General features: G+C 71.6%; 6 protein-coding genes and 3 pseudogenes. 3 read left to right on the top strand and 6 right to left on the bottom strand.

The window, feature by feature from the left end:
* A pseudogene (locus ACP4J0_RS36530) lies at positions 1 to 104 on the top strand (nucleotidyl transferase AbiEii/AbiGii toxin family protein); the annotation flags it as partial.
* A gap of 239 nt (positions 105 to 343) precedes the next feature.
* Here the strand turns inward: ACP4J0_RS36530 and ACP4J0_RS36525 are convergent.
* The 6 genes and pseudogenes from ACP4J0_RS36525 to ACP4J0_RS36500 all read right to left on the bottom strand — a co-directional run bounded on the left by ACP4J0_RS36525 (position 344) and on the right by ACP4J0_RS36500 (position 23,240).
* Positions 344 to 1,120, bottom strand: coding sequence for a hypothetical protein (locus ACP4J0_RS36525; RefSeq protein WP_426603458.1), 777 nt, complete (start codon positions 1,118 to 1,120; stop codon positions 344 to 346).
* A 13-nt stretch (positions 1,121 to 1,133) separates the two neighbouring features.
* Positions 1,134 to 5,794 (bottom strand): annotated as a pseudogene (locus ACP4J0_RS36520) (putative T7SS-secreted protein); the annotation flags it as partial.
* A gap of 81 nt (positions 5,795 to 5,875) precedes the next feature.
* A pseudogene (locus ACP4J0_RS36515) lies at positions 5,876 to 6,147 on the bottom strand (IS3-like element ISMyma3 family transposase); the annotation flags it as partial.
* 200 nt (positions 6,148 to 6,347) lie between these two features.
* Positions 6,348 to 7,178 (bottom strand): methyltransferase domain-containing protein, encoded by an 831-nt coding sequence (locus tag ACP4J0_RS36510; protein WP_426603456.1) that lies wholly within the window; start codon positions 7,176 to 7,178, stop codon positions 6,348 to 6,350.
* Between the two features lie 71 nt (positions 7,179 to 7,249).
* Complete coding sequence (locus ACP4J0_RS36505; protein ID WP_426603454.1) at positions 7,250 to 11,341, bottom strand: type I polyketide synthase; 4,092 nt, start codon at positions 11,339 to 11,341, stop codon at positions 7,250 to 7,252.
* A 52-nt stretch (positions 11,342 to 11,393) separates the two neighbouring features.
* A complete protein-coding gene (locus tag ACP4J0_RS36500; protein ID WP_426603460.1) occupies positions 11,394 to 23,240 on the bottom strand; it encodes an SDR family NAD(P)-dependent oxidoreductase in 11,847 nt (3,948 codons plus the stop codon).
* 327 nt (positions 23,241 to 23,567) lie between these two features.
* On the opposite strand from ACP4J0_RS36500, the gene ACP4J0_RS36495 reads away from it, so the two are divergent.
* Together ACP4J0_RS36495 and ACP4J0_RS36490 are read left to right on the top strand one after the other, a co-directional pair.
* Positions 23,568 to 24,098, top strand: coding sequence for a pyridoxamine 5'-phosphate oxidase family protein (locus ACP4J0_RS36495; protein ID WP_426603452.1), 531 nt, complete (start codon positions 23,568 to 23,570; stop codon positions 24,096 to 24,098).
* Between the two features lie 90 nt (positions 24,099 to 24,188).
* A partial coding sequence (locus ACP4J0_RS36490; RefSeq protein WP_426603450.1) for a beta-ketoacyl synthase N-terminal-like domain-containing protein occupies positions 24,189 to 25,661 on the top strand: 1,473 nt, incomplete at its 3' end.

The following is a 25,661-nucleotide window of genomic DNA, read 5'->3' as shown; positions in this document are numbered from 1 at the left end:
GCCCCGTTCTTTCCCTCGACGACGTGATCGGCACCAAGGTCCGTGCCCTCGCCGACCGCGGCACCGTCCGCGACCTCATCGACGTCCAGGCCGCACCAGATCGGCGGCGACCGACCTGATTGTCGCTTCTGGCCGCGACTCGTACAGCGCGACCGCGTCCGCCTTGAACTCCAGCGGGTAGTTCTTCATGACCACGAGATGTCCGTTCTCAGATCCTCAGGATCCAGTGTCTCGTGTGTTCAACCTCAGGGGTCAAGGCCCGTTGTGGGTGCCCCACGGATCTGGACGGCGTTGCGCCTCCGGCTGTCCGCGTCGTTGCCGCTGGGCGGGGCAGGCCGGTGGTTCACGGCTTCTGCCCGGTCGGCCGGTCGGCGTAGTCCTCGACCAGGTCGGCGATGAGCGAGAGAAGGGCGTCGGTTCGGTGGCGGTCCTCGCGCTGGGTCCGCAGAGCTTGCTCCAGTGCCCGGAGCCGGTCCAGGGCGGCCGGGGCCCGGTCCCTCACCTCGTCGAGGAGCTCCGTGGTGACCATGTCCAGGCACTCGGTGAGCAGGCGGCGGGTGGCCGGGGCGGGGGGAGCCGGGTCGGTGGCGGCGAAGCCGGTGGTCAGGTAGCGCGCGGGGTCGGTGAGGCTCCAGCCGACGGCGGTGCCGTGCTGGATGAGGAGTGTGACGTCGGGGGCGATGCCGATGCGGGCCTGCAGCGGCTCGCCCAGGACGTCGAGGTCGCGTAGACAGGTGAGCGCGGTGTCTCCGGGAGCGCGGCAGAGTTCCGTGGTCACCTCCAGGCGGAAGTCACGGGCTTCGTCAGCGTGAAGGCCCCCCGGGCGGACGGGGGGTGTGGCGGGAAGACGGGCGGAGTCCTCGGCGTCGGCGGCCTCACCCGCGATCTGAAACTCGGCGCCGACCAGTTCCCGGCCCGCCTGATCGAACCGGAGCTCGTCAGGCGTGTCCCACAGCCACGGCCCACTGCCGAAGGTGTCCAAAAGGAACCGCCCGCGTTCATCGACGTTTGCGTACGTCGCGATGCGCACACGGAAGTCCCGAAAATCGAGACGCGGGGTGATGTGCAGCGGATCGCCCGTCACCGTCGCGGTCCAGTTGTCGTCAATGGTGATTCTCATGGTGAATGCCACCTCATCTGACCTGCACTCCGGGAGCCATGTAGCCGTTCTTTGCTGGGATCCTGCCTTCCAGCACGTCTGCGTGCGTAATCGGTTTACCGGGATCGGTGGGCCAGCCGCCCAGCGCCTGGGCCCCGGAAGGACCCTTGATACCGGACGAACCGTATGCCGTGATGACGTTGCCTGCTCCCTGGCGGTCGGCCCGGACTACCACGGTGTCCTCACCCTGACGGAGGATCAGGTTTCCGCTGCCCGCCGTCGAGTGGTACACCGCGTCCGGCTTCTTGAGGATCTCCGTGACCATTATCTCAGTAAAGCCATGGTCATGCGCGTGGTAGTTGCCAGCCTTCTTGATCTTGCTTTCCTGTGCCCTCTCGATGACCTGGCCCATGGCCTTGAGGGCGTCTTCCCTGGCTTTCTGAGCCTTCTCCTCCTTCGTGTACTTGGGCATGAGGCCCAATGGGTCGCACCCGCTGTGCGGGTTGTCCACGTACGCGAAGGGGTTCGGGGCGGGAGCGAGGCCGAGGGGGTCGGGGGAGGTGTAGCGGCCGGTCTCGGGGTCGTAGCGGCGGAAGTAGTTGTAGTGAAGGCCGGTTTCGGGGTCGTAGGACTGGCCGGGGAAGCGGAGGGGAGTGTAGGTGCTGCTGTCCCGGGACCAGGCCGTGGTGCCCCAGAGTGTGCTCCGGGTGCGCCACGCGATGTCGCCCGTCTCGTCGATCAGTTCGGTGGGGGTGCCGATGAGGTCGGTGGCGATGGCGAAGAACCGGCGGTCGATCTCCTCCTGGCGGTCGTCGGCCGTGAGGATGCGCTCGGTCTGGGCCAGGGGGACGTCGGCACGGTGGTCCCAGGTGAGGGCGACCGTGTTCGCGGCATCCGGCTGCTGGCTGGTCTGTTCACACAGGGTGAGGCCGTCCCAGGTGAAGCGGACCTCCTCCACCACGCTCTCGCCGTCGGTCGCCAGGCGCTGTTTCGCGGTGCGGCGGCCGAGCGGGTCGTAGCGGTACCTCCAGCGGGTGCCGTCGGGGGTGGTCACGGAGGTGAGGCGGTTCTCCGTGTCCCACTCGTAGCGCCAGGTGTCGGGCTTGCGGGAGAGGCGGGTCTTCTGTCGCAGGGTGACCCGGCCGAGGGCGTCGTGTTCGAAGCGGACGTCTCCGGCGCGGGTGATGGTGGTGCCGGTGTAGGCGCGCGGCCCTGTGGCCTCGCTGCCGGGGTGGCGGGACGGCCAGGATGCGGAGGTCTGGTTGCCGGCGTCGTCGGGGGCGTACCGCTCCGTCCAACCCTGGGCGTGGACGGAAGTGACGCGGCCCGCCCGGTCGAGGCCGAAGGTGCGGGTGCCCGACAGCCGGTCCGCGACGGAGGTCAGGTGACCGTCGGCGCGGTAGGAGTAGGCGCGGCTGTTGACGTCGTGCCCGTTGGCGGTGATGTGCTGCGCGGAGAGCCGTCCGGCCTCGTCCCAGGCGGAGGTCATGGTGATCGCGTCGCCGAAGACGCGGGCGAGTTCCCGGCCGGCGGCGTCGTGGGTGAAGTCGATCCGGTGATCGCCGGTGGTCAGGCGGTGGGGTTGTCCGTCGGCGCGGTAGGAGTAGGAGGTGACGTGACCGGTGGGCGTGGTGCGGCGCGTACGGCGGCCCAGGGCGTCGTAGGCGTATGAGATGGGACGGCCGTCGACCACTTCCGTCTTGGTGAGTCCGCGTCGGTCGTACTGGTAGCGGAGTTCGCTGTCCGGTCCGGTTGCCTCCAGCAGGCGTCCTGCCCTGTCGTGGGTGTAGGTCGTCACCTGACCGTCGGTGTCCTTGCGGACCACCTGGCCGAGCTGGTCGCGCTCGAACGAAATAGTCCCGCCGAGCGCGTCGGTGCGGGCGGCGAGCCGGCCCGCGGCGTCCACCCGGTAGGTGAGGGTGCGGCCGTCGAAGTCGGTCTCGGAGACGATGTCGCCGGCGGCGTCGTAGTCGTAGGTCCAGGTCAGCCCTTGTGGGTTGGTGACGCGGGTGAGGCGCAGCTCGGCGTCGTGCTCGAACTCGTAGCGGGCGCCGTCGGGTCGGGTGCGGGCGACCGGCAGGTCGAAGTGGGTGTACTCGAAACGGGAGACGCCACCGCCCGCGTCCGTGTGGGTGAGGCGGTTGCCCTCACCGTCGTAGGTCCACGACTCCGTGGCTCCGTCGGGACCGGTGCGCCGGGCGAGCTGCCCGTCGGCGTGCCACTCCAGGCGGGTGACACCGCCCTCCGGATCGGTGATCCGGACTGGCCTTCCGAGGGCGTCCCGCTCCGTGCGGGTGACGGCGCCTGCCGGGTCGGTCACCTCCACGGGCAGTCCTGCCGCGTCACACGCCACTCGTGTCGTGGCTCCGAGGGCGTCGGTGACCGACGTGAGCCGGCCGGCGTGGTCGTAGCTGTAAAGGGTGGTGGAGCCGGCCTGGTCGGTGACCGCCGTGCGGTGGCCGCGTTCGTCGAACTCATTGACCCTGCGGGCACCGTCCGGCCCGACGACCTCCACCGGCAGACCGAACGGGCCGCGTGCGGTGCGCAGTTGGCTTCCGTCGGGGCGGGTGGCGGAGACGGCCCGACCGTCCTCGTCGTAGGAGAACGTGGTGGTGAGGCCCAGTGGGTCGGTGCGGGTCAGGAGGTTGCCGTGCGTGTCGTAGGTGAACCGGGTGGTGTGGCCGAGGGGGTCGGTGACGGCCAGGAGACGGCAGCCCGGGCCGAACAGGTGGCGGGTGCTGTGTCCGCCGGCGGTGGTGAGTGTGGTGGTGCGGTGTCCGGTTTCCGGGTCGGGTTCGGTGTAGGTGAGGGTGATCTGGACGTGGCCCGCTTCGCCGCCTTCGGCGATGACGCGGTCGCGGTCGTCGTAGAGGTAGTCGTAGCGGCTGTTGTTGGAGTCGATCCAGGCGACGACGCGGCGGCGGTCGTCGTAGACGAAGGTGGTGGTGGCACCGGAGGGTTTGGTGACGGTGGTGAGGTTGCCGTCCTGGTAGCCGTAGTTCATCAGGGGCAGGTCCGCGCCGCCCTCGCCCGCGTCGGCCAGGGACAGGGCGGTGACCAGGCCGTCGGCGGTGGTCAGTTTCACCTGGTGGCCCGCCGAGTGGACCAGGGCCAGCGGCAGGCCGTCCTCGGCTCGGTCGACGGTGATGGTGTGGCCGTTGCGTTCGGTGATGCTCGACAACCAGGCCGGACCGTCGCCCCCTGGTTCGCTGCCGGGCGGGGCGGTGAAGTGGAAGGTCAGGCCGCTGTCGGGGTCGGTGACGGTGTAGTCGCCGTCGGCGTCGCGGGCCAGCAGGGTGCGGCGGCCTCTGCCCGATGAGGGGGTGGTGGGGGCGCCGGGGACCGGGTGCGGGTACGGGATCAGGAGGCCGTCGGCGGTGACGTGGACGACGCCGTGGCGTCGATGCGCAGATGTTCGTCGACGGTGGACGTCCAGGAGGGGCCGAGGAAGCGGCCGACCGCGCAGCCGGACTCGGTGCGGCGGGTGAAGACCAGCGGCAGGATGCCGGGCAGTTCGACATCGGTCTGGGGCAGATACATCCGGCCCGTGGCGAGGTCCACGGGGTCGCCGCCCGCGGTGCGGTCGCCGTCAGGGGTGTTGTGGGTGCCGTCTGGGGCGTCGTCGACCAGTTTGCGCGCCCGTGCGGCGTCGGCGGCCTGCTCGGCGATGCGGATGCCCTTGACCGCGGCGCCGCCGCCACCGGTGGCGGCGGTCAGTGCGAGGTCGGGAATCAGCCTGCCGAAGCCCTCGGCCGGGTCCTTCATGAAGTCGCTGACCATCTGCTTGCCGGTGCCGACCGGGTCGTTGGCGGCGACGCTCAGACCGGCGGCGAGGCTGTTGAGGGAGGTGGCGTACTCGGCCGGATGCGTGATGTTGTACGGATCGACGGGGTTGACGCTGCGGACGAAGTTGAGGATGCCCGCCGTGCCCTTGACGATCCCGCCCCCGACATGGCCGCCCATGATCTGGAACTCTTGTATCCCGTCGGCCAGTTGCTCGGCGTAGGAGGGCTTTTCCGGGGCCATCTCGCGTGCGGCGCGAACCGCCGTGCGTGCCGTCTCCGCCGCCGAGTTCCGCTGCTTGCGGGCATCGGCGAGGATGTCCTGTGCCTGCTGCATCAGCTTCTTGCCGGGGTCCTCGAACGTCGCCGCGGGCCTGGGCGGGAGCGAGGCCGGATCGCGCTTGTCGGCGGGCTGGGCGTTGTAGCGGTCGACCGCGCTGTTGAAGTCGTCGACTTTCTTGCGGTGGGCGTCGGCGGCGTCCTCGGAGGCCTTGACACCCTCCTTCCACTTGTCGATCGCCGTCTGCGCCTGTGCCTGCGCCCAGGTGATCGTGGCGGCGAACGCGTCGAGTGCGCCGAGCGCCTTCGCACAGGCGTCGGCGGCGGCGTACCACTTCGGCGGCTGAGTGCTCACCGCGGTGCGCAGCGCGTTGGCCGCCTCGCCCTTGAGCCGGGAGGAGTCCAGGCCCTTGAGACCGTCACCGGCGTCGTCGAAGGCCGTCTGAAAGGCCCGGAGCTTGTCGGCGGTGGCGGTGACCTTGCTCGGGCTGCCGTAGATCAGCTTGGTCTTGTCCTCGGTCTGCCCGAGGTCCATCTCGTCGACCTCGGCGCCCATGCGGTTGGCGACCGAACGGGACTGCTCGCGCACCCAGTCCGCGCCCGACTCCCAGCCGACGTCCTCAGGCGCGTTCGCATCAAGCACGCTCGATGATCACAGACTGAGACTCACCGTCACCACCGACTACGGAACAGACCCGCTCGTTTGACAGACCCCCCTGAGGATCTCGTTCGCTCTCCGCAGCTCGGCGTTCTCGGCCTTCAGCCGCTTGATCTCCGCGGCCTCCTCCGAGGTCGCACCGGGGCGATGGCCGGCGTCGACCTGGGCCTTGTGGACCCAGGTCGACGCCGTCTCGGCGGCCCGATGCCCAGCTTTGCGGCGACCACCTTCATCGCGGCCCACTCGGTGGGGTAGTTGGGGCGGATCTCCGCGACCATGCGCGCCGCACGCTCGCGAAGCTCGGCAGGGTAAGGGGAAGGACGGGCCATGAACTCGATCCTCTCTCAGGGAATCGAGCCTCCAACAGACCCGGAGCGGTTCACATCGAGCACCTGAAGTTCGACCTGTGACCGCCGTGCCCCCAACCGCCCGCGAGCCCCGGTGCGGCGGAGCGCTCGGCGAGTGATCGGCCGATCCGGCGGCCTCCGAGCCCGGCCGCGCGCTCCCGCTTCGACGGCCGGCGACGCGCTCACGGCGCCTTGTGCGCCGTGGCCACCAGGTAGCCGAACTCCGGCAACGTGGAGACCGGGTGCACCAGGACCTCGATCAACTGCCGGGCCGCGTCGCCGAACTGCTCCTCCAGGGAGCCACGGTGCTCGCTCGCGCCATCGGCCATGATCCGCAGTGTCCGCCTGGTGTACTCACTGACGTCCAGCAGCTCGACCAGCTTCAGGCCCGCGCCGGTGATCAGGGCCCGGTAGTCGTCGATGCTGGGAAGCTCGACAATGGCGAACTTCCCCTTCGCGTCGTCGAGTACGTCCTGGTACTCCGGCCTGATCGGCTCGCGTTGGCAGGTGTCGGCGATCACCAGGCGGCCGCCGGGGCGCAGCACCCGCTTCAGCTCCGCCAGCGCGCGGGAACGCTCCATGTGCAGGAGCGATTCGAACGCCCAGGCCACGTCGAACGAGGCGTCCGGATAGGGCAGCGCCATCGCGTCGGCGTGATCGAACCGGACACGATGGGACAGGCCCGCCGCCGCGGCGCGGGCATTGGCCTCCTGCGCCTGTCCCGAGTTGATCGTGACGCCGGTGATGTCCGCCTCGACCGTACCGGCCAGGCGGAGCGCGGGCGTTCCGATACCGCAGCCGACATCGAGCATCCGCTGGCCGGGCCGCAGCCCCAGTTGCTCGATGAGCACGTCGGTGAGCCGATCCGTGGCGACGTCCACGGAACTGTCGTCCTCGTCGGAAAGCCAGTATCCGTAGTGGAAGTTCTCACCCCAGAAACGCAGGAACATGTGGGTGAACACGTCGTAGAAGTCCGAGACCCGCTCCGGCTGGGTATCCATGTGGTCAGTCATGTCCTTCTTCTCCACGGGGTGATCAGTAGCCGCGTGTCCGCACGCGGGGCGGTTCGACTGGCGTGTATCGGTCACGGGGCTTGCCTGATCGAGTCGGTGTGCCGGGGACGGGAGGGCCGCCGGGCCAGCCAGCCGCTGATCGCCGAGGCGGTGCTCGCGGCGTGTTCGTCGATCATGCTCAGGTGGGTGCCGGGCACGTCGATGGCGTCATGGTCGGGGCCCCAGTGGGCCCGCCAGTGCTCGCCCGCGCGGGGCTGGCCGCCCATCCGTCCGGTGGCACGCAGCAGCAGCGTCGACACGCCGTCGATGTCGGTCGGTGCCCAGTCGTCGAACAACTGGAGGTGGTGTGCCATCGCGGTCAGTTCGGCGCCGCGTGGCGGCTGCGTCGCGGTCCATTCGGCATACGCGTCGCCGAGCAGGTCGAACTGGATCTCGGCCAGACCCGTACTGCCCGGCAGGTGGCTGTCCAGCAGCACGAGTGACTCCGGTGCGGTGCCGAGGCTCTTGAGCCGGGCGGCAGCCGCGTGTGCGATCCAGCCGCCGGAGGAGTACCCGACGAGAATGTAGGGGCCGGTCACGTGGGAGAGCACCGTCTCGGCGACCGCAGCCACCAGATCGGTCCGGGTGCGGTGAAGGGACTCGTGGTCGGCGTAGCCCGGCAACGACAGCACAGCCATGTTGTGCGTCGTGCGCAGCGTGTCGGCCGTCCGAGCGTACTGGTAGACATTGGAGGGAGCCATCACGGACGGGACGCAGACCAGGGTCGGACCCGCGAACCCCTGGGAGAACCTGACCGGTTCCCGCATACGGGGCGAGCCGGCACCCACGCGCATCCGGGCGGCGACGGCCAGCAGCTCCAACCCGTCCTTCACCTGGTTCTGCGCGCACGCCTGGGCGAAGAGGACCGGCAGCGGATCGGTCGCGGGCGGCGTCGCCCGGTCCGCGCCCGCCGGCGTCGGGCGCGCCGGTGCGGCGGCGGGGGCGGCCGGTGGTGTTTCCAGGTCGCCGAGCGCGGCGAACCGGTCGGCCAGATGTGTCGCCACGGCGTGCGGCGTCGGCCAGTCGACGACCAGTGTCCGGGACAGCTCCAGCCCGGTGACGGCCCTCAGGCGCTCGGTGAGCCAGACTGCGGTCAGCGAGTCGAAGCCCAGCTCGGCGAAGCCCCGATGGGGGTCCACGTCCTCGGGTGCGTCGTAGCCCATCAGCTGTGCCGCTTGGTCGCGCACCGCGGCGAGCAGGATCTCCGCCCACTCCTGACGCGGGCGATCGGCCATCGTGGCGCGTACGGAGGGGACCCCGGGGACCGTCTCGGCCGTCACCGCGTCCGCCAGCGGGGCGCCCGTCCCGCCGACGACCCCCTGGTCGGCCAGCAGACTCGCCCCGGTCGGCAGGTGATCGACCAGCCAGTAGCGGCGGCGCTGGAAGGCGTAGGTGGGCAGGTCGAGCTGGGCGGCGCCGGTGCCCGCGTAGACCGCGCGCCAGTCGACCGGCACGCCGCGGACGAAAAGGGCAGCCACCGCGTCCAGCAGCGCGGCGGGCTCGGCCCGGCCCTGACGCAGCGTCGGCACGAAGGCCCGCTCGGGCATGCCCGGACCGGCCGGCGGCAGGCAGTCCCAGCCGAGAGCGGCGAGGACCCCGCCCGGCCCGAGCTCCAGGAAGGTGGTTACACCGGCCTCGCTCAGGCGCACGACACCGTCGTGGAACCGAACCGCCTCACGAGCCTGGGCGACCCAGTAGTCCGCCGAACGCATCCGCTCGCCCCGGTCCGCCCCGCCCGGTGCGAGCGGCACGATCGGGATGCGCGGCGCGGCGTACGAGAGGCATTCGATCGCCGACCGGAAGCCGGCCAGGATCGGGTCGATCCGCGGTGAGTGGAAGGCGTGGCTCACCCGCAGTCCGCGCGGGCGGAAACCCTTGTCGGTGAGCGTCGCCGTCAGCGTGGCGAGTGTCTTCTCGTCGCCGGAGAGCACCACCGAGGCGGGACCGTTCACCGCGGCCACGGACACGAGGCCGGTCAGCTGATCGAGCATCGGCAGGATGTCTTCTTCGGCCGCACGGACAGCGACCATCGCGCCGCCGGGAGGCATGTCCTGCATGAGGCGCGCCCGGGCGGCGACCAGCGCACAGGCGTCCTCGAGCGACAGTATCCCGGCCACGTGCGCGGCAGTGACCTCGCCGATGGAATGCCCCGCGACGAAGTCCGGGCGTACACCCCACGACTCGACGAGCCGGAACAGCGCGGTCTCGACGGCGAAGAGGGCCGGCTGGGCGAAACCGGTGCGGTCGAGCAGGTCCAGCGGGTCGTCCCCGGCGAAGGTCAGGTCACGCAGCGAACGGCCGAGCGGACCGTCCAGGTGCGCGCAGACGGCGTCGAACGCCTCGGCGAAGACGCGGTGCTCCGCGTACAGCTCGCGGCCCATGCCCAGCTTCTGCGCCCCCTGGCCGGTGAACAGGAAGGCCAGCCGTCCGCGCACGGTGGTGCCTGTCGTGACCGCGGCGTGCGGTGCGCCCCCGGCGAGTGCGCCGAGCCCGGCTAGCAGGTCGTCCCGATCGGCGGCCACGACGACGCCGCGGCTGTCCAGGGCGGCGCGCGTGGTGGCCAGCGAGTATCCGACGTCGGTGGGGTCGGCCGGCTCGGCCCGGTCCGTCAGGAAGGCGGCCAGCCGCGCGGCCTGGGCGCGCATCGCGGCCACCGTGCGGCCGGAGACCAGCCAGGGAACGGCCGCGAGCGTGCGGTGCGCGACGCCGTCGCCCTCCCTTCCAGCGTCGTCCTCGGGCACCGCTTCGAGGATGGCGTGCGCGTTGGTACCGCCGATGCCGAAGGCGGAGACCGCCGCACGCCGCGGCCGATCCCCCGTATCCGGCCACGACCGCGGCTCCTGCAGGAGTTCGATGTCGCCGGCCGTCCAGTCGACCTCGGTGGACGGCGGGTCGGCGTGCAGCGTCGGTGCCAGCGTGCCGTGCCGGAGCGACATCACCGTCTTGATCAGACCGCCCACTCCGGCGGCGGACTGGCTGTGGCCCAGGTTGGACTTGAGCGACCCCAGGAACAGCGGATGACCGGATCGCCGGCCACGCCCGTACGTCGCCAGCAGCGCCTGAGCCTCGATGGGGTCGCCCAGTGTCGTGCCGGTACCGTGCGCTTCGACGGCGTCGACGTCGGAGGACGTGAGCCCGGCCGCGGCCAGCGCGCGCCGGATCACCCGCTGCTGGGACGGCCCACTCGGCGCGGTCAGCCCGTTCGACGCCCCGTCCTGGTTGATGGCCGAGCCGCGCAGCACCGCCAGCACCGGGTGCCGGTGGCGGCGGGCGTCGGAAAGCCGCTCGACCACGACCATGCCGACACCCTCCGCCCAGGCCGTACCGTCCGCGGCGTCGCCGAAGGACTTGCACCGGCCGTCGGGAGCGAGCCCGCGCTGGGTGCTGAACTCGACGAACGAGCCCGGCGTGGCCAACACGGAAACGCCACCGACCAGGGCGAGTGAGCAGTCCCCGGCGCGCAGCGCTCCCGCCGCGAGGTGCAGGGCGGTGAGCGACGAGGAACAGCCGGTGTCAAGGGTCACCGCCGGACCCTCCAGCCCCAGAAGGTAGGAGATCCTGCCCGAGATGATCGCTCCTGCCAGGCCGCCGAGCAGGAGCCCCTCGAAACCGGCCGGGTAGCGCGCCAACAGGGCCGCGTAGTCGGTCACACTCGGGCCCACGAACACCCCCGTCTCGCTGCCGTGCAGCGAGTACGGATCGATCCGAGCCCTCTCCAGGGCCTGCCACGACGTCTCCAGCAGCAGCCGCTGCTGTGGATCCAGGGCGGTGGCCTCACGGGGCGAGATGCCCCAGAACTGCGCGTCGAAATCCGCGACGTCGCTCAGGAAGCCGCCCTGCCGGGTGTAGCTGGTACCCGGGCGACCGGGGTCGGGGTCGTAGAGCGAGTCGAGGTCCCAGCCCCGGTCCTGGGGGAACGGGGTGATCGCGTCCCGCCCGGTGACCGCCAGCTCCCACAGATCCTCCGGCGAGCGCACGCCGCCCGGGTAGCGGCATGCCATGCCGACGATCGCTATCGGCTCGCCGACCCGCCGCTCCAGCTCCTCCGACCGCTTGCGGGCCTGTACGAGGTCTGCCGTGACCAGATTCAGGTAGTGCCGCAGTTTGTGATCGTTGTCGTCCATCTGCTCCTCGACCTCTCGTCCGACACCCCGGCACGTTCCACGTGTACGGGGATCACTCGTCCCGGCGGCCGAGCTGCGTGTTGATGAAACTGAACAGTTCGTCGTCGGAGGCCGCCGTCAGTGTCGCCACGTCGCCCTCGGCGCTCGCCGTCTCCGCCGGGCCCGAGAGCCGGCTCAGCAGGTCTCGCGCCCGGCCGACGAGCACGTCGCGCACTTCCGTCTCCTCGGTCGGCAGTGCGGAGAGCGACGCCTCCAGCCGGTCGAACTCGGCCAGTGCCGCGTCCGTCGGCGACGGCACGGCGGCGGCCACCTCGGAGCGCAGGAACGAGGCCAGGATCGTCGGATTCGGGTAGTCGAAGACCAGCGTCACCGGCAGCCGCAACCCCGTCGCCGCGTTGAGCCGGTTGCGCAGCTGGACCGCGATCATCGAGTCGAAGCCGACGTCCTTGAAGGCCCGCTTGTGATCGACCTCCTCCGGAGAGTCGTGGCCGAGCACGGCCGCGACGTGCGAGCAGACCAGATCGAGCACGGCCGGTTCCCGGTCCTCCTCCGGCAGCGCGGCGAGCTTCTCGATGAGGGCCGCGCCGCGTCCGGCCGAGGCCGGGGAATCCGCCGTCCGCAGCCGGCGGACGTCCGGCATGTCGGCCAGCAGCGGGCTGGGCCGCAGCGAGGTGAAGCGGGCATGGAACCGGGCCCATTCGACTCGTGCGACGACCGGGCACGGTTCGTCCTCGCTGACGATCCGGTCCAGGGTCGCCAGACCGGATTCCACCGGCAGCAGGGGCAGACCTCCGCGGCGCAGCGAGTCGGCCATCTCCTCGTCCCCGGCCAGCATTCCGGCCTCCCACGGACCCCACGCCACCGAGACGGTGCGGCCGCCGCGGTCGTGCCGTTCCCGCGCCAGGGCATCGAGGTAGGCGTTGGCGGCCGAGTACGCGGACTGGTTGCCGACGCCCCAGGTCGCCGAGATGGAGCCGAACAGCAGCACGGTCTGGATGCTGTCGTGGTCGAGCAGCTCGTCGAGGTGCGCCGCACCGAGCACCTTGGCGGCCAAGGTGTCGCCGAACTCGGTCAGCGTCGTGTCGGCGATCGGCCCGCCGTCGAGGCTGGCCGCGGCGTGCACGACCGCGGTCAGCGGGCGCTCGGCGGGAACGGAGGCCAGCAACTCGACCACGGCGGCCCGGTTTGTGACGTCGCAGGCCGTCACCGAGACCGAGACGCCCCTGGCGGCCAGTTCCTCGACCAGGCGCTGGGCCCCGGCCGCTTCGGCGCCGCTGCGGCTGGCAAGCACCAGATGTTCGGCACCGCGGTCGGCCAGCCAGCGGGCCACTTCGGCACCGAGGCCACCCGTGCCGCCCGTCACCAGCACGGTACCGCGCGGCCGCCACTCGGGCGGTTCCTGGTCGGGCGCCGCCGCCCTGACCAGACGCCGGGCCAGGACGGCCCGGGAGCGTACGGCGACCTCGTTCTCGCCGTTGCCCGCGAGCACACCGGCCAGTTCGGCGACTGCGTGGTCGTCCACCGTCTCCGGCAGATCGATCAGGCCGCCCCAGAGCCGCGGGTGTTCGAGGCCGGCGACACGCCCGAACCCCCAGACCAGCGCCTGGGTGGGCGAGCCGATGCGGTCCTGGGGACCGGCCGCCACCGCACCGCGGGTAACCGCCCAGACCGGGGCGTCGAGTTCGGCGTCGAGCAGGGCCTGGGTGAGCACCACCGTGCCCGCGAGCCCTTGGGGCAGTGCCGCCGCGTCCTCGCACGGGGTCTCGTCCTCGGCCAGCAGCGACAGCACTCCGACCGGGCCCGTGCCGTTCGCCGCGAGTTCGCGGAGCCGCTGGGCCAGCGCCGCCCGGTCGAGGTTGCCGCACGGTACTGCCCAGGTCACCAGGTCCGGCGCGTGGGCGGCGAGGCGGCGCACGGTCTCCGAGGCCCAGCCCTCGGCCGGCTGCCCCTCGGGGACCACCGCCAGCCAGGTACCGTCGATCGGCGTACGCGTGCCGCCGGGCAGCGCGCGCCACGTGACGCGGTAGTTCCCGTCGTCGGCGTCCGTGTCGGCCGCGGCGTTCACGGCGCTCCGCAGCTGTGCACGACTGACCGGCCTCGCGACGACGGAGTCGAAGGAGGCGACGGGGTCGCCCGCGCCGTCGGTCAGCAGCATCGTGGAGGAGTCGGAGCCGTTGCGCCGGAAAGCGACCCGAAGCGAGCTCGTTCCCCGGGTGTGCACGGTGATGCCGTTCCAGGAGAACGGCATCACCGCCTCGCTCTCGCTGTCGATCAGTCCGGCGACCGGCACCTGCAGGGCGGCGTCCAGCAGCGCCGGGTGCAGGCCGAACCGCCCCGCCTCGGCACGGACCGTGTCCGGCAGCGCGACCTCGCCGTACATGTCCTCGCCGTCCCGCCACAGCGCACGGATCCCGGCGAAGGCGGGCCCGTAGGCGTATCCGCGCTCGGCGAGCCGCGCGTAGAGGCCCGTCACATCGACCGCCTCCGCGCCGGCCGGCGGCCAGACCCTCAGGTCGCCCGGCACCGGGCCGGTACCGACGGGGGCGAGCGTGCCTTCCGCGTGCAGGATCCACCTGCTGTCGGCGCCCGACCCGGTGCGCCGCGAGTGCACCGTGACCGAACGTCGACCGGTGGAGTCGGCGGCGCCGACCGCGACCTGCACCGCCACCCCCGACTTCTCCGAGAGCACCAGCGGCGCCTGGAAGGCCAGTTCTTCCAAGCGGGCGCAGTCGACGTGGCGCCCGGCGTGGGTGACCAGCTCGACGAAGGCGGCTCCGGGCAGCAGGAGAGTGCCGAGCACGACGTGGTCGGCCAGCCACGGATGGGTCGCCAGCGACCACCTGCCGGTGAAGAGCACCTGGTCCTCGCCGGCGCGTTCCACGGCGGCGCCCAGCAGCGGGTGATCGGCGGACGCCAGCCCCAAGTCGGCGGCGCTCGCCGTCACCGCGCTGGCGGGCTCGACCCACAGCCGACGGTGCTGGAACGCGTAAGTGGGCAGGTCGATTCGGCCACCGGCGGGAAACGCCTTCCCCCAGCGGACCGTTGCCCCGTGCACGAAGGCCGTGGCCAGGGAGCGGGTGAACGCGACGTCACCGCCGTTCCGCCGCAACGACCACGACGCGGCGACCTCGGCGTCCCGGGCCTCGGCCACCGCCTCGACCGCGTCGACGAGGGCCGGGTGCGCGCTGAGCTCCACGAAGCAGCTGTGCCCGTCGTCCAGAAGAGCCTCGACGGCCGCGCTGAACCGCACCGTCTCCCGGAGATTGCGGTACCAGTAGTCGGCGTTCAGTTCGGTGCCGTCGACCCGACCGCCGGTGACCGTGGAGTAGAACGGCACTTCCGCCCCGGCGGGCACGATGTCGGCAAGCGCGTCGACGAGCTCGGCGTGCAGCTCCTCCACCGCGTTCGAGTGCGACGCGTAGTCGACCAGCAGCGTGCGCACCGGGACCCCCTCGGCCGCGAGCGCCGCGCACAGGCTCTGCAGTTCGTCAGCGGCGCCGGAGACGACCACCGACCGCGGCCCGTTGACCGCGGCGACGCCGAGCCCCGGGCAGTCGGCGAGCCGTTCCCGGGCCCGGGCGACCGGCAGGCCGATCCAGCCCATCCCGCCGCGCTCGGTCAGGCCGGCGATCAAGCGCGAGCGCAGTCCGGCGATGCGGGCGCCGTCGGCCGGCGAGAGGACACCGGCCACCACGGCCGCCGCGATCTCGCCCTGCGAGTGACCGACCACCGCGGCCGGTTCGACCCCGAGCGACCTCCACAGCCGTGCCAAGGACACCATCACCGCGAACAGCACGGGCTGCACCACGTCCACCCGCTCCAGGCTCGGCGCGCCCGGAGCGCCGGTGAGCACGTCCGAGAGCGAGGCGCCGTTCCAGTCGACGTGCGGGGCCAGCGCCGTGTCGCACTCGGTCATGGCGTCGGCGAACAGTGGGCTGGTGTTCCAGAGATCGAGGGCCATGCCACTCCACTGGCCACCCTGACCTGCGAAGACGAAGACCGGCTGGTTCGTGTCGCCGCCGTCGCCCAGCACGACGTCCTCGTGGGAGTCCGTCGTGCCGCCGGCGATCGCCGTGAGCCCCGCGGTCAGCGCGCCCAGGTCCTCGGCGAGCACCACGGCCCGGTGCTCCAGCGTGGCCCGGCCGCCGAGCGAACGGCCGAGGGCGTCGAGGTCCACCTCCGGGTGCTCGGCGAGGTGGGCGCCGAGCCTGGCCGCCTGATCGCGCAGTGCCGCCGCGCCGCGAGCCGAGAGGACGAACGGCTTGACGGACTGCGCGAGCACCTGACCGGACGCGGGCGGAGCGGGTGGCCCCTCCAGTTCCTCCGGCTCCTCCGGTGCCTGTTCCAGCACCACGTGCACGTTGGTGCCGCTGATTCCGAACGCGGAGACGGCACCGAGCCGGGGGCGGTCGCGCTCCGGCCACTCCTGTGCCGCGGTCAGCAGCTTCACGGCACCGTCCGACCAGTCCACGTGCGGGGTGGGCTCCTCGGCGTTCAACGTCCGGGGCAGCAGACCGTGCCGCAGCGCCTGGACCATCTTGATCACCCCCGCCACGCCGGCGGCCGCCTGCGCGTGGCCCAGGTTCGACTTCAGGGAGCCGAGCCAGAGCGGCGTTTCCTCGGTGTGCTCCCGCCCGTACGTCGCCAGCAGCGCCTCCGCCTCGATCGGGTCGCCGAGCCTGGTGCCGGTGCCGTGGCCCTCCACGACGTCCACATCGGCAGCGGAGACACCGGCATTGGCCAGCGCCTCTCGGATCACCCGCTGCTGCGAGCGGCCGTTGGGCGCGGTCAGCCCGTTGGAGGCGCCGTCCTGGTTCACCGCGGAGCCCTTCACCACCGCGAGGACCTGGTGGCCGTTGCGGCGGGCGTCCGACAGACGCTCCAGTACGAGCAGCCCGACGCCCTCGGCCCAGCCGGTGCCGTCCGCGTCCGCGCCGAACGCCCGGCAGCGGCCGTCGGCGGAGAGGCCGCCCTGCACCGCGAACTCCTGGAACACCACCGGCGTGGACATCACGGCCACACCGCCGGTCAGTGCGAGGTCGGCCTCCCCGGTCCGCAGCGCCTGGGCCGCCATGTGCAGCGTGGTCAGCGAGGACGAACAGGCGGTGTCGACCGTCAGCGCGGGGCCCTCGAGGCCGAACTCGTAGGCGATGCGGCCCGAGGCCACGCTGGGCGCCGTCCCGGTCAGCAGGTGGCCGTCGAGACCGCGCGATTCGAGCGCGAGCAGGTTGCCGTAGTCATGGGCGCTGAGGCCGACGAACACGCCGGTCTTCGTGCCGCGCAGCGCCACCGGATCGATACCGGCACGCTCGAACGCCTCCCACGCCGACTCCAGCAGCAGACGCTGCTGCGGGTCCATCGCGGTGGCCTCACGCGGTGAGATGCCGAAGAACTCGGGATCGAATTCGGTCGCTCCGTGCAGGAAGCCGGCCGCCCGGGCGTTGGTCGTGCCCGGGCGGCCGGGCTCGGGATCGAACAACTCGGCCAGGTTCCAGCCGCGGTCGGACGGGAACTCCGTGGCGGCGTCCCGCCCCTCCTCGACCATCGCCCACAACGCCTCCGGCGAGTCGATCCCGCCCCCGTAGCGGCAGGCCATGCCGACGATGGCGATCGCGTCGCCGCCGGTGTGCGCCGCGGCGATCGCGGGTGCCGCCGACGTGGAGGAGCCGGCGCTGACCACCTCGCCGAGCACGTACTCTGTCAACGAAGTGAGGTCCGGGTAGTCGAAGACCACCGTTGCGGGCAACCGCAGGCCGGTGAAGACGGTGATCCGGTTGCGCAGCTCCACCGCGGCCAGCGAATCGAAGCCGATGTCCCGGAACGTCCGGTCCGGCGAGAGTTTCGACGCCGACGCGTGCCCGAGCACCGCCGCGGTCTCGGCGGCGAGAGCGTCCAGGACGATCCGGTGCCGGGCGGCCGGCGGCCGGGCGAGCAGACGGCGGGTCCACGAGCCGGCACCGCCGCCACTCGCGACGGCGGCACGCCGCACCCGCCCGGAGACCTGGTTGCGCAGCAGGGGCGGCACCTCTCCGCGGAACGCGGCCAGGTCGAGCCGGACCGGCAGCAGCACCGGGGCCCCGACGGTGAGGGCCGCGTCGAAGAGGGACAGGCCTTCCTCGTCGGACAGCGGCTTGATACCGGCGCGTGCCATCCGTTCCCAGTCGGCCTCCTTCAGGGAGGTCGTCATGTGGCTCGTGGCCGCCCAGAGGCCCCAGTCGAGCGAGACGGCGGGCAGCCCCAGCGCACGGCGGTGCCGGGCGAGAGCGTCCAGGAACGCGTTGGCGGCGGCGTAATTGGCCTGGCCTGGGGCGCCGAACGCCCCGACGGCCGAGGAGAACAGTACGAAGGCGGAGAGGTCGAGGTCCTTGGTCAGCTCGTGGAGGAGCCAGCCGGCATCCACCTTGGGACGCAGCACGGTGTCCACCTGCTCGGTCGTCAGCGAGCCGACGACACCGTCGTCGCTGATGCCCGCGATGTGCACGACCGCCGTCAGCGGATGTTCGGCGGGGATCGCGGCCAGCACCCCGAGCAGCGATTCGCGGTCGGAGACGTCACAAGCGGCAGTCGTCACCGACGCGCCCAGCCCGGTCAGCTCGGCGGCGAACTCGGTGGCACCGGGGGCATCCGGGCCGCGCCGGCTCGCCAGCACGAGGTTGCGCACGCCGTGCTCGGCGACCAGGTGCCGGGCGACCAGGCCGCCCAGTGCGCCGGAGGCGCCGGTCACGAGCACGGTCCCGGCCGGATCGGCGGGCACCGGGACGGTCAAGGCGATCTTGCCGATGTGCCGGGCCTGGCTGAGGAACCTCAGCGCGTCCGGGGCCCGGCGGACGTCCCAGGTGGTGGTCGGAGGCAGGGTCAGAGCGCCCCGGCCGAACAGGTCCAGCAGCTCGGTCAACATCTCGTGGACCCGTTCGGGCGCCACTGCGAGGAGGTCGAACGCCTGATAGCGCACACCGGGGAACGCCTCGGCCGCCCAGTCGGCGTCGCGGATGTCGGTCTTGCCCATCTCGACGAACCGGCCGCCGCGCGGCAGCAGCCGCAGCGAGGCGTCCACGAGCTCGTTGGTGAGCGAGTTGAGGACCACGTCGACGCCGCGGCCGTCGGTGGCGCCGAGCAGATCGGACTCGAACTGTGCGGTGCGGGAGTTCGAGACGCGTTCGCCGGGGATGCCGAGCTCGCGAACGGCCGCCCACTTGGCGGGGCCGGCGGTGGCGAAGATCTCGGCACCCAGATGGGTGGCCAGCTGCACGGCCGCCATGCCGACGCCACCGGCGGCGGCGTGGACCAGCACGGACTCGCCGGGTTGCAGGTCGGCCACGTCGACGAGCCCGAAGTACGCGGTCAGGTAGGTGATCGGGACGGCCGAGGCCTGCAGGTACGACCACCCGTCCGGGATCGGTACCACCATCCGGTGGTCGCCCACGGCCACCGGCCCGAACGGTCCGAAGAACAGGCCCATCACCCGGTCTCCGGGCTCGAGACCGGTGACTCCCGGGCCTACCTCGGTCACCACTCCGGCCGCCTCGCCGCCGAGCACTTCCTGACCGCGGACCAGGCCCAGGGTGGACATGACGTCCCGGAAGTTCAGGCCGGCGGCCCGGACGGATATCCGCACCTCGCCCTCGGCCAGCGGCGCGACCGCCTCCGGCGACTCGATCAGTGCGAGCCCGTCGAAAGTGCCGGGGTGCGGGGCGGACAGGCGCCAGGCGGCCGTCTCCGCCGGCACGGTGAGCGTCGTCGAGGGGGAGACCTTGACCAGGCGCGGCACCAGGGTCGTGCCCGCGCGTACGGCGACCTCGTCCTCCCCGGCGCCGAGCGCCCCCTCCACGGCCGTGTCGGGCTCGCCGGGCGCGAGGTCGACCTGGACGAGCCGGCCCGGGTTCTCGGCACGCACCGAGCGGAACAGGCCGTGCAGGGCCGCACCTGTCAGGTCGCGGACGTGCTCACCCTCGTACGTTGCCAGCGCGCCCCGGGTGACCAGGACCAGCCGTGAGGCGGCCAGCCGTTCGTCGGCCAGCCAGTGGCGCACCAGTTCCAGCATCCGGTTGACACCCGAGTGCACGCTCGCGGCCACGTCGTGGTCGTGGTCGGGACCGGGAGCGGCCAGCACCACGGTGGGCACCTCGCCCCCGGCGTCGAGGGCGGCCTGCAGCGCGGGGAAGCCGTCGTACGCCGTGCCTGTCGTGGGCGCGCCGCCGCCCAGGTTCGCCCAGCCGGCGGGCGACGAGGCCTCGGCCTCACCGGCGGGGACCCACTCGATCTCGTAGAGGGGGCCGTGGGCCTGGGAGGTACTCTCGGCGATCTGCTCCGCGGTGGCGGACCGCAAGGTCAGCGAGTCGACGGACAGCACCGTGCGGCCGGTCCCGTCGGCGACCAGCAGTGCCACCGTGTCGGTCCCCACCGGAGTCAGCCGTACGCGCAGCGCGGAGGCTCCGACGGCGTGCAGCCGGACGCCCGACCACACGAAGGGGACGACACCCTCGGTGGTGCCGGTGACCGCGATCGCGTGCAGCGCGGCGTCCAGCAGGGCGGGGTGCATGCCGTACGCGCCGGCGTCGCCCACGTGCTCGGGCAGCGCCACCTCGGCGAAGACCTCCCCGTCACGCAGCCAGGCGGCCTTCAGGCCGCGGAACACCGGCCCGTAGCCGTACCCGGCCGCGGCGAAGGTCTCGTAGAAGTCGCCGAGTTCGACTTCCTCGACACCGGCGGGCGGCCACTCGGCCATCTCGGGGTCGTCGCGGCGCACACCGGCGGTCCCCGAGACGAAACCGCCGGCGTGCCGTGTCCAGGCCGCCTCGGTGTCGGGGGAGTCCGGGTCCTGCTGCTGCGACCAGATGGTGATCGATCGCCGGTCGGTGGACTCCTCCGGCTCGCCGACCACGATCTGCAGCGCCACGCCGCCCCGCTCCAGCAGCAGCGGAGCCTCGATGGTCAGGTCTTCGACGAGCTCGCAGCCGACCTGGTCCGCCGCGCGCAGCGCGAACTCGACGAACGCGGTGCCGGGCAGCAGGGTGCGGCCGAACAGGGCGTGGTCGGCGAGCCAGGGCTGGGCGGAGAGCGACAGCCGGCCGGTGCACAGGAAACCACCGTCGTTGGCGAGCGAGACGCCGGCGCCCAGGAGCGGGGCGTCCACCGAGCGCAGGCCGACCGAACCGAGGTCGTGCCCTCCGACGTGGCTGGTCTCCAGCCAGAAGCGTTCGTGCTGGAACGCGTAGGTGGGCAGGTCGACACTTCGCGCGCCGGTGCCGGCGAAGAAGGCGGCCCAGTCCAGCTCGACACCGGCGGCGTGCAGGGTGGCCATCGCCACGGCGATGCACTCCACCTCGTCGCGTCGGCTGCGGAGGGACGGCGTGACCACCACCGACTCGTCGCCGTAGCACTTGCGTACGTCGCTGCTCATCGACGCGGCGGGCGACAGTTCGACGAGTCGGGTGACGCCGCGCTCGCGCAGCCGGGCCACGCCGCCGACGAGGTCCACCGGTTCGCGCATCTGCCGGACCCAGAACTCGGGGGTGCACAGCACCTCGGCGGGCACCACCAGCGGGATGGTCGGGGGCGAATAGGTCAACGTCTCCACCACGGCCCGGAACTGGGCCTGGATCGGCTCCATCGTGACCGAGTGGCCCGCGACGCCGACCCGCAGCGTGCGGCACGAGTGGCCGAGCTCGGTCAGTCGCGCCACGGCCGTCTCGACCGGGCCCTCCAGCCCCGAGAGGGTGACTGAGCCGGGGCTGTTGATTCCGGCGAGCGACACGCCCTCGAAGTCGGCGATGACCGGCTCCACCACGTCGGCGCCGGCCGCGACCGAGACCATCACACCGGCGGCAGAGGTCTGGATCAGCCGTGCCCGGGCGGTGACCATGGTGGCCGCGTCCTCGAGCGACAGCACACCCGCGACGTGCGCCGCCGCGATGTCCCCGCAGGACTGACCGAGCAGGTGGTCGGGGCGCAGCCCCCACGACTCGACCAGCCGGTAGAGCGCCACCTCGATCGCGAACAGCGCGGGATGCGCGTACTCGGGCCGATCCAGCGTCGGGCCGCCCTCGGCGATGATCCGCGGCAGCTCGGGGTCGAGCCACCCCAGCACCTCCGAGTACGCCGTGGCGAAGACGGGGAACGCGGCGGCGAGTTGGGCGCCCATGCTGGTGCGCTGCGAGCCTTGTCCGGGGAACATCACCGCGGTGAGACCGCGGGACTCGGTGCCGACGACCGCCGTGGCACCGCTGCCGCCGCCGGCCAGCAGGTCGAGCTGCGCGAGCAGGTCCTCCTTGTTGCCCGCGACAACGGCGGCGCGGTGCTCGAACGTCACACGGCGCAGCGCGAGCGACTTCGCGACGTCGAGCAGGGCGACATCCTCCTCGGCGAGCCAGTCGCGCAGCCGCGTTGCCTGGCCGGCCAGGGCCTGCGGAGTACGGGCGGAGAGGAGGAAGGGCAAGGCGGTCGGCTGCGCGTTCACCGGCTCGGCCTCGACCGCCTCCGGCGCGGGCGCCTCCTCGATGATGACGTGCGCGTTGGTACCGCTCATGCCGAACGACGACACACCTGCCCGGCGCGGCCACTCGTTCTCCGGCCACGGGCGGTTCTCCGTCAACACCTCGACGCCGCCGGCCGACCAGTCCACTTCGTGCGTCGGCTCGTCCACGTGCAGCGTCTTGGGGAGAACGCCGTGGCGCATGGCCATCACCACCTTGATCACACCGGCGACGCCCGCGGCCGCCTGGGTGTGACCCACGTTCGATTTGAGGGAGCCCAGCCACAGTGGCTCGCCGTTCTTCTTCTTGCGTCCGTAGGTGGCCAGCAGGGCCTGCGCCTCGATCGGGTCGCCCAGCCGGGTGCCGGTGCCGTGCCCCTCGACCAGGTCGACGTGCTCCATCGGAACCTGGCCGTCGGCCAGCGCGGCCTGGATGACCCGTTGCTGGGAGGGTCCGTTGGGAGCGGTCAGACCGTTGGAAGCACCGTCCTGGTTGATCGCCGAACCACGGATGACGGCCAGCACCGGGTGGCCGTTGGCCTGTGCGTCGGAGAGCCGCTCGAGCAGGACCAGGCCGACCCCCTCCGACCAGCCGGTGCCGTCGGCGGTGTCGGCGTACGCCTTGCACCGGCCGTTGGGCGCGATCCCGCGCTGCCGACTGAAGTCGACCATGACCAAGGGCGAGCACATCGACGCGACGCCGCCGGCCAGAGCCATCGTGGACTCGCCGCGGCGCAGGGCCCGAATGGCGTAGTCCATCGCGACCAACGAGGAGGAACAGGCGGTGTCGACCGTGACAGCGGGGCCCTCGAGGCCGAACGTGTACGCGACCCGGCCGGAGAGCACGCTGGGTGCGTTGCCCAGCAGCAGATAGCCGTCGACCTCGCGGGGGGCCGTGACGGTCAACGGCACATAGTCATGGGTGTTGGAGCCGATGAACACACCTGTCTCGGTCCCGCGGAGGGTCTCCGGGTCGATGCCGGCCCGTTCGAACGACTCCCAGGCGGCCTCGAGGACGATCCGCTGCTGCGGGTCCATGGCGAGAGCTTCGCGCGGGGAGATGCCGAAGAAGTCCGCGTCGAAGTCGGCCAGGCCGGACATGAAGCCGCCCTCGCGGGTGTACGTCTTTCCGGGCTTGCCGGGCTCCGGATCGTAGATGCTGTCCATGTCCCAGCCCCGGTCGGTCGGCGAGTCGCCGATCGCGTCGGTGCCACTGGAGACCAGTTCCCAGAGGTCCTCCGGCGACCAGACGTCGCCGGGCAAGCGGCACGCCATCGAGACGATGGCGATCGGCTCGGTGTCCTGGGCCTCCCTCTCCGTGATCTTCTTGCGAGCCTGGTAGAGGTCGCTCGTGACCAACTTGAGATACTGGCGAAGCTTGTCCTCGTTCTCCATACGAGCAACCCCATCTGTCTCTGTCTGTTCCAGTGGCCCGTGGGACCCCGGAGTGGTCCGGCATATCCCGGACATGTGGCAGGCGTCTGCTGAGGCCGGCGGTCCGGCGGTCCGGCGAAGAGCTGCGCCGAAAAGGCTTGGGTGGGAGCACGATCAGAACTGCCTCTGGGCGGTCGCGTGAACAACCATGCTCTTACGCACGTCGTCGCGGGCACCCCCTAACCCCCCTAGTCGCCCTCCCAGTTGGCGCGCGGATTTTCGGGGTGCCGTTGTCGCAGTCGCACTGCGAGCATGAACCGCGAAAGCCAGACCGGTGCGTCTCGCTGGTCGCCCGCAGCGGACGAGCGAAGGGACATCAGCATGACTGCCGAGGTGTTGGACAACAACGAGAAGCCGACGGGGACGCCGGCATTCATCTTCCGTCAGACCGCGCCGGGGCCGACACAACCGTGGAGCTGGGCGGAGAATCTGCTGAAGTCCGCGTCCACTTACTGGCTGGTCACCACCAGCCCGGACGGGCACCCGCACAGCAGGCCCCTGTGGGGTATCTGGGAGCAGGACACCTTCTGGTTCTCGAGCCAGAACCGCTCCGGCGAATTCCTGAAGGTCAACCCGCGGGCCTCTGTGAACCTGCAGGTCGGCGAGGACGTCGTGATGATCGAGGGCAGTTGCTCCCGAGTGCTCGGGGACGACGACATCAACGTGCTCGCCGAAGGCGTCGGGGTGAAATACGACTGGGAACTCACGGTGAGCGAGGATCGCGTCCACACGCGTTTCGGCCAGAGCGCTCCGGTGTTTCGGCTGAATCCCGAACGGGTCTACGGGTGGGCGGGCATTGCCGGATGGGAGTCCGCGACGAGGTGGGACTTTCCCGCGGTCCTGACCGACTGAGATCGGCCGTCAGGCAATCCGTTCCAGGCCTGTTTCTTGTGCCGACGGGCCCTCTTACAACTCACGTTGTCCTCTGACGATCCACGGTGAATGACGCTCGCTGCCGTGGCCCTGCAAGACGCGATTCGAACGTGGAAGGGGACGATCCGGGTGGATGTCCGGGCCCAAGACGGCAATATCGCGGTGGTTGGTACGTCCTGCCGTTTCCCCGGCGCCGACGGGCCTCGGCAACTGTGGCGCCTCCTGGCCGCGGGACGCCACGCGATCACCGAGCGCCCGCCCGGACGACGTGGCCCGAACAGGACGGTCTCGCCCCCCTGGGGCGGATTCCTCGACGCCGTCGACGAGTTCGATGCCGAGTTCTTCGGTATCTCCGCCCGCGAGGCGGCGTCCGTCGACCCGCAGCAGCGACTCGTGCTGGAGCTGGGGTGGGAGGCGCTGGAGGACGCGGGGATCGTGCCGGACAGGGTGCGCGGCGGCCGACTCGGTGTCTTCGTGGGCGCCTTCGCCGACGACTACGCCCACCTCGTGCACCGCGACGGTGCCACTGCGGCGACCCGGCACACCTACCCCGGCACCGAACGTTCGCTGATCGCCAACCGGCTCTCCCACTTCCTGGACGTGCACGGGCCCAGTGTGGGCATCGACAGCGGTCAGTCGTCGTCGCTGGTCGCCGTTCACCTGGCCTGCCAGAGTCTGCTCACCGGCGAGTCGGACCTCGTCGTCGCGGGCGGCGTGCAGCTCAACCTGCTGCCGGAGTCCGTGGACATCGCGGATCGTTGGGGTCCGCTGTCTCCGGACGGCCGCTGCTACACCTTCGACGCTCGCGCCAACGGTTATGTGCCGGGCGAAGGCGGCGGGCTCGTCGTGCTCAAGAGGCTCGAGGACGCCCTGGCCGACGGTGACACTCCCCAATGCGTGATTCTCGGGAGCGCCGTGAACCACGGTGGCAACGGGCACGCCCTGACCCAGCCCGACGAGCTCGCACAACAAGACGTCCTGCGCCGCGCTCACGAGCGCGCTCGAATCAGTGCCGCGCAACTCCAGTACGTCGAGTTGCACGGAACGGGAACACCCGCCGGCGACCCCGTCGAGGCCTCCGCGCTCGGTGCCGTTGTCGGCTCCGCCCGGCCGCGAACGCGACCGCTGTCCGTCGGATCGGTCAAGACGAACCTGGGGCATCTGGGGGCAGCCGCGGGGATCGCCGGCCTCATCAAAGTGGCGATGGCGATCCGTCACCGCGAACTCCCGGCCAGTCTCAACTACGAGCTGGCCAACCCGGAGATCGCGCTGGACGAGCTCAATCTCCGAGTGCAGCAGGACCTCGGTTCGTGGGAATCGGCCGACAGCCCGCTGATCGCCGGCGTCAGTTCCTTCGGCATGGGCGGCACGAACTGCCACCTGGTCATCAGCGATGCCCCGCCCTCCTCGACGGCGCCGCGCAGGGAACCGGAGACCGGTGAGGCGGACTCCGGGCAGGCACCGGCGGTGTTGCCGTTTGTGTTGTCGGGGCGTGGGTCGGGGGCGTTGTGTGGTCAGGCTGCTCGGTTGCGGTCGTTTGTG

The organism is Streptomyces sp. WG7, assembly GCF_049975785.1.
GTDB lineage: Bacteria > Actinomycetota > Actinomycetes > Streptomycetales > Streptomycetaceae > Streptomyces.
Note: the sequence above shows the minus strand (reverse complement) of the source record. Positions and strands in the feature narration are given on the sequence as shown.

Excerpts from the sequence above, each read along its gene's own strand:
- ACP4J0_RS36495 (WP_426603452.1), top strand. The coding sequence starts at position 23,568 with ATGACTGCCGAGGTGTTGGACAACAACGAGAAGCCGACGGGGACGCCG.
- ACP4J0_RS36510 (WP_426603456.1), bottom strand. The coding sequence starts at position 7,178 with ATGACTGACCACATGGATACCCAGCCGGAGCGGGTCTCGGACTTCTAC.
- ACP4J0_RS36525 (WP_426603458.1), bottom strand. The coding sequence starts at position 1,120 with ATGAGAATCACCATTGACGACAACTGGACCGCGACGGTGACGGGCGAT.
- ACP4J0_RS36505 (WP_426603454.1), bottom strand. The coding sequence starts at position 11,341 with ATGGACGACAACGATCACAAACTGCGGCACTACCTGAATCTGGTCACG.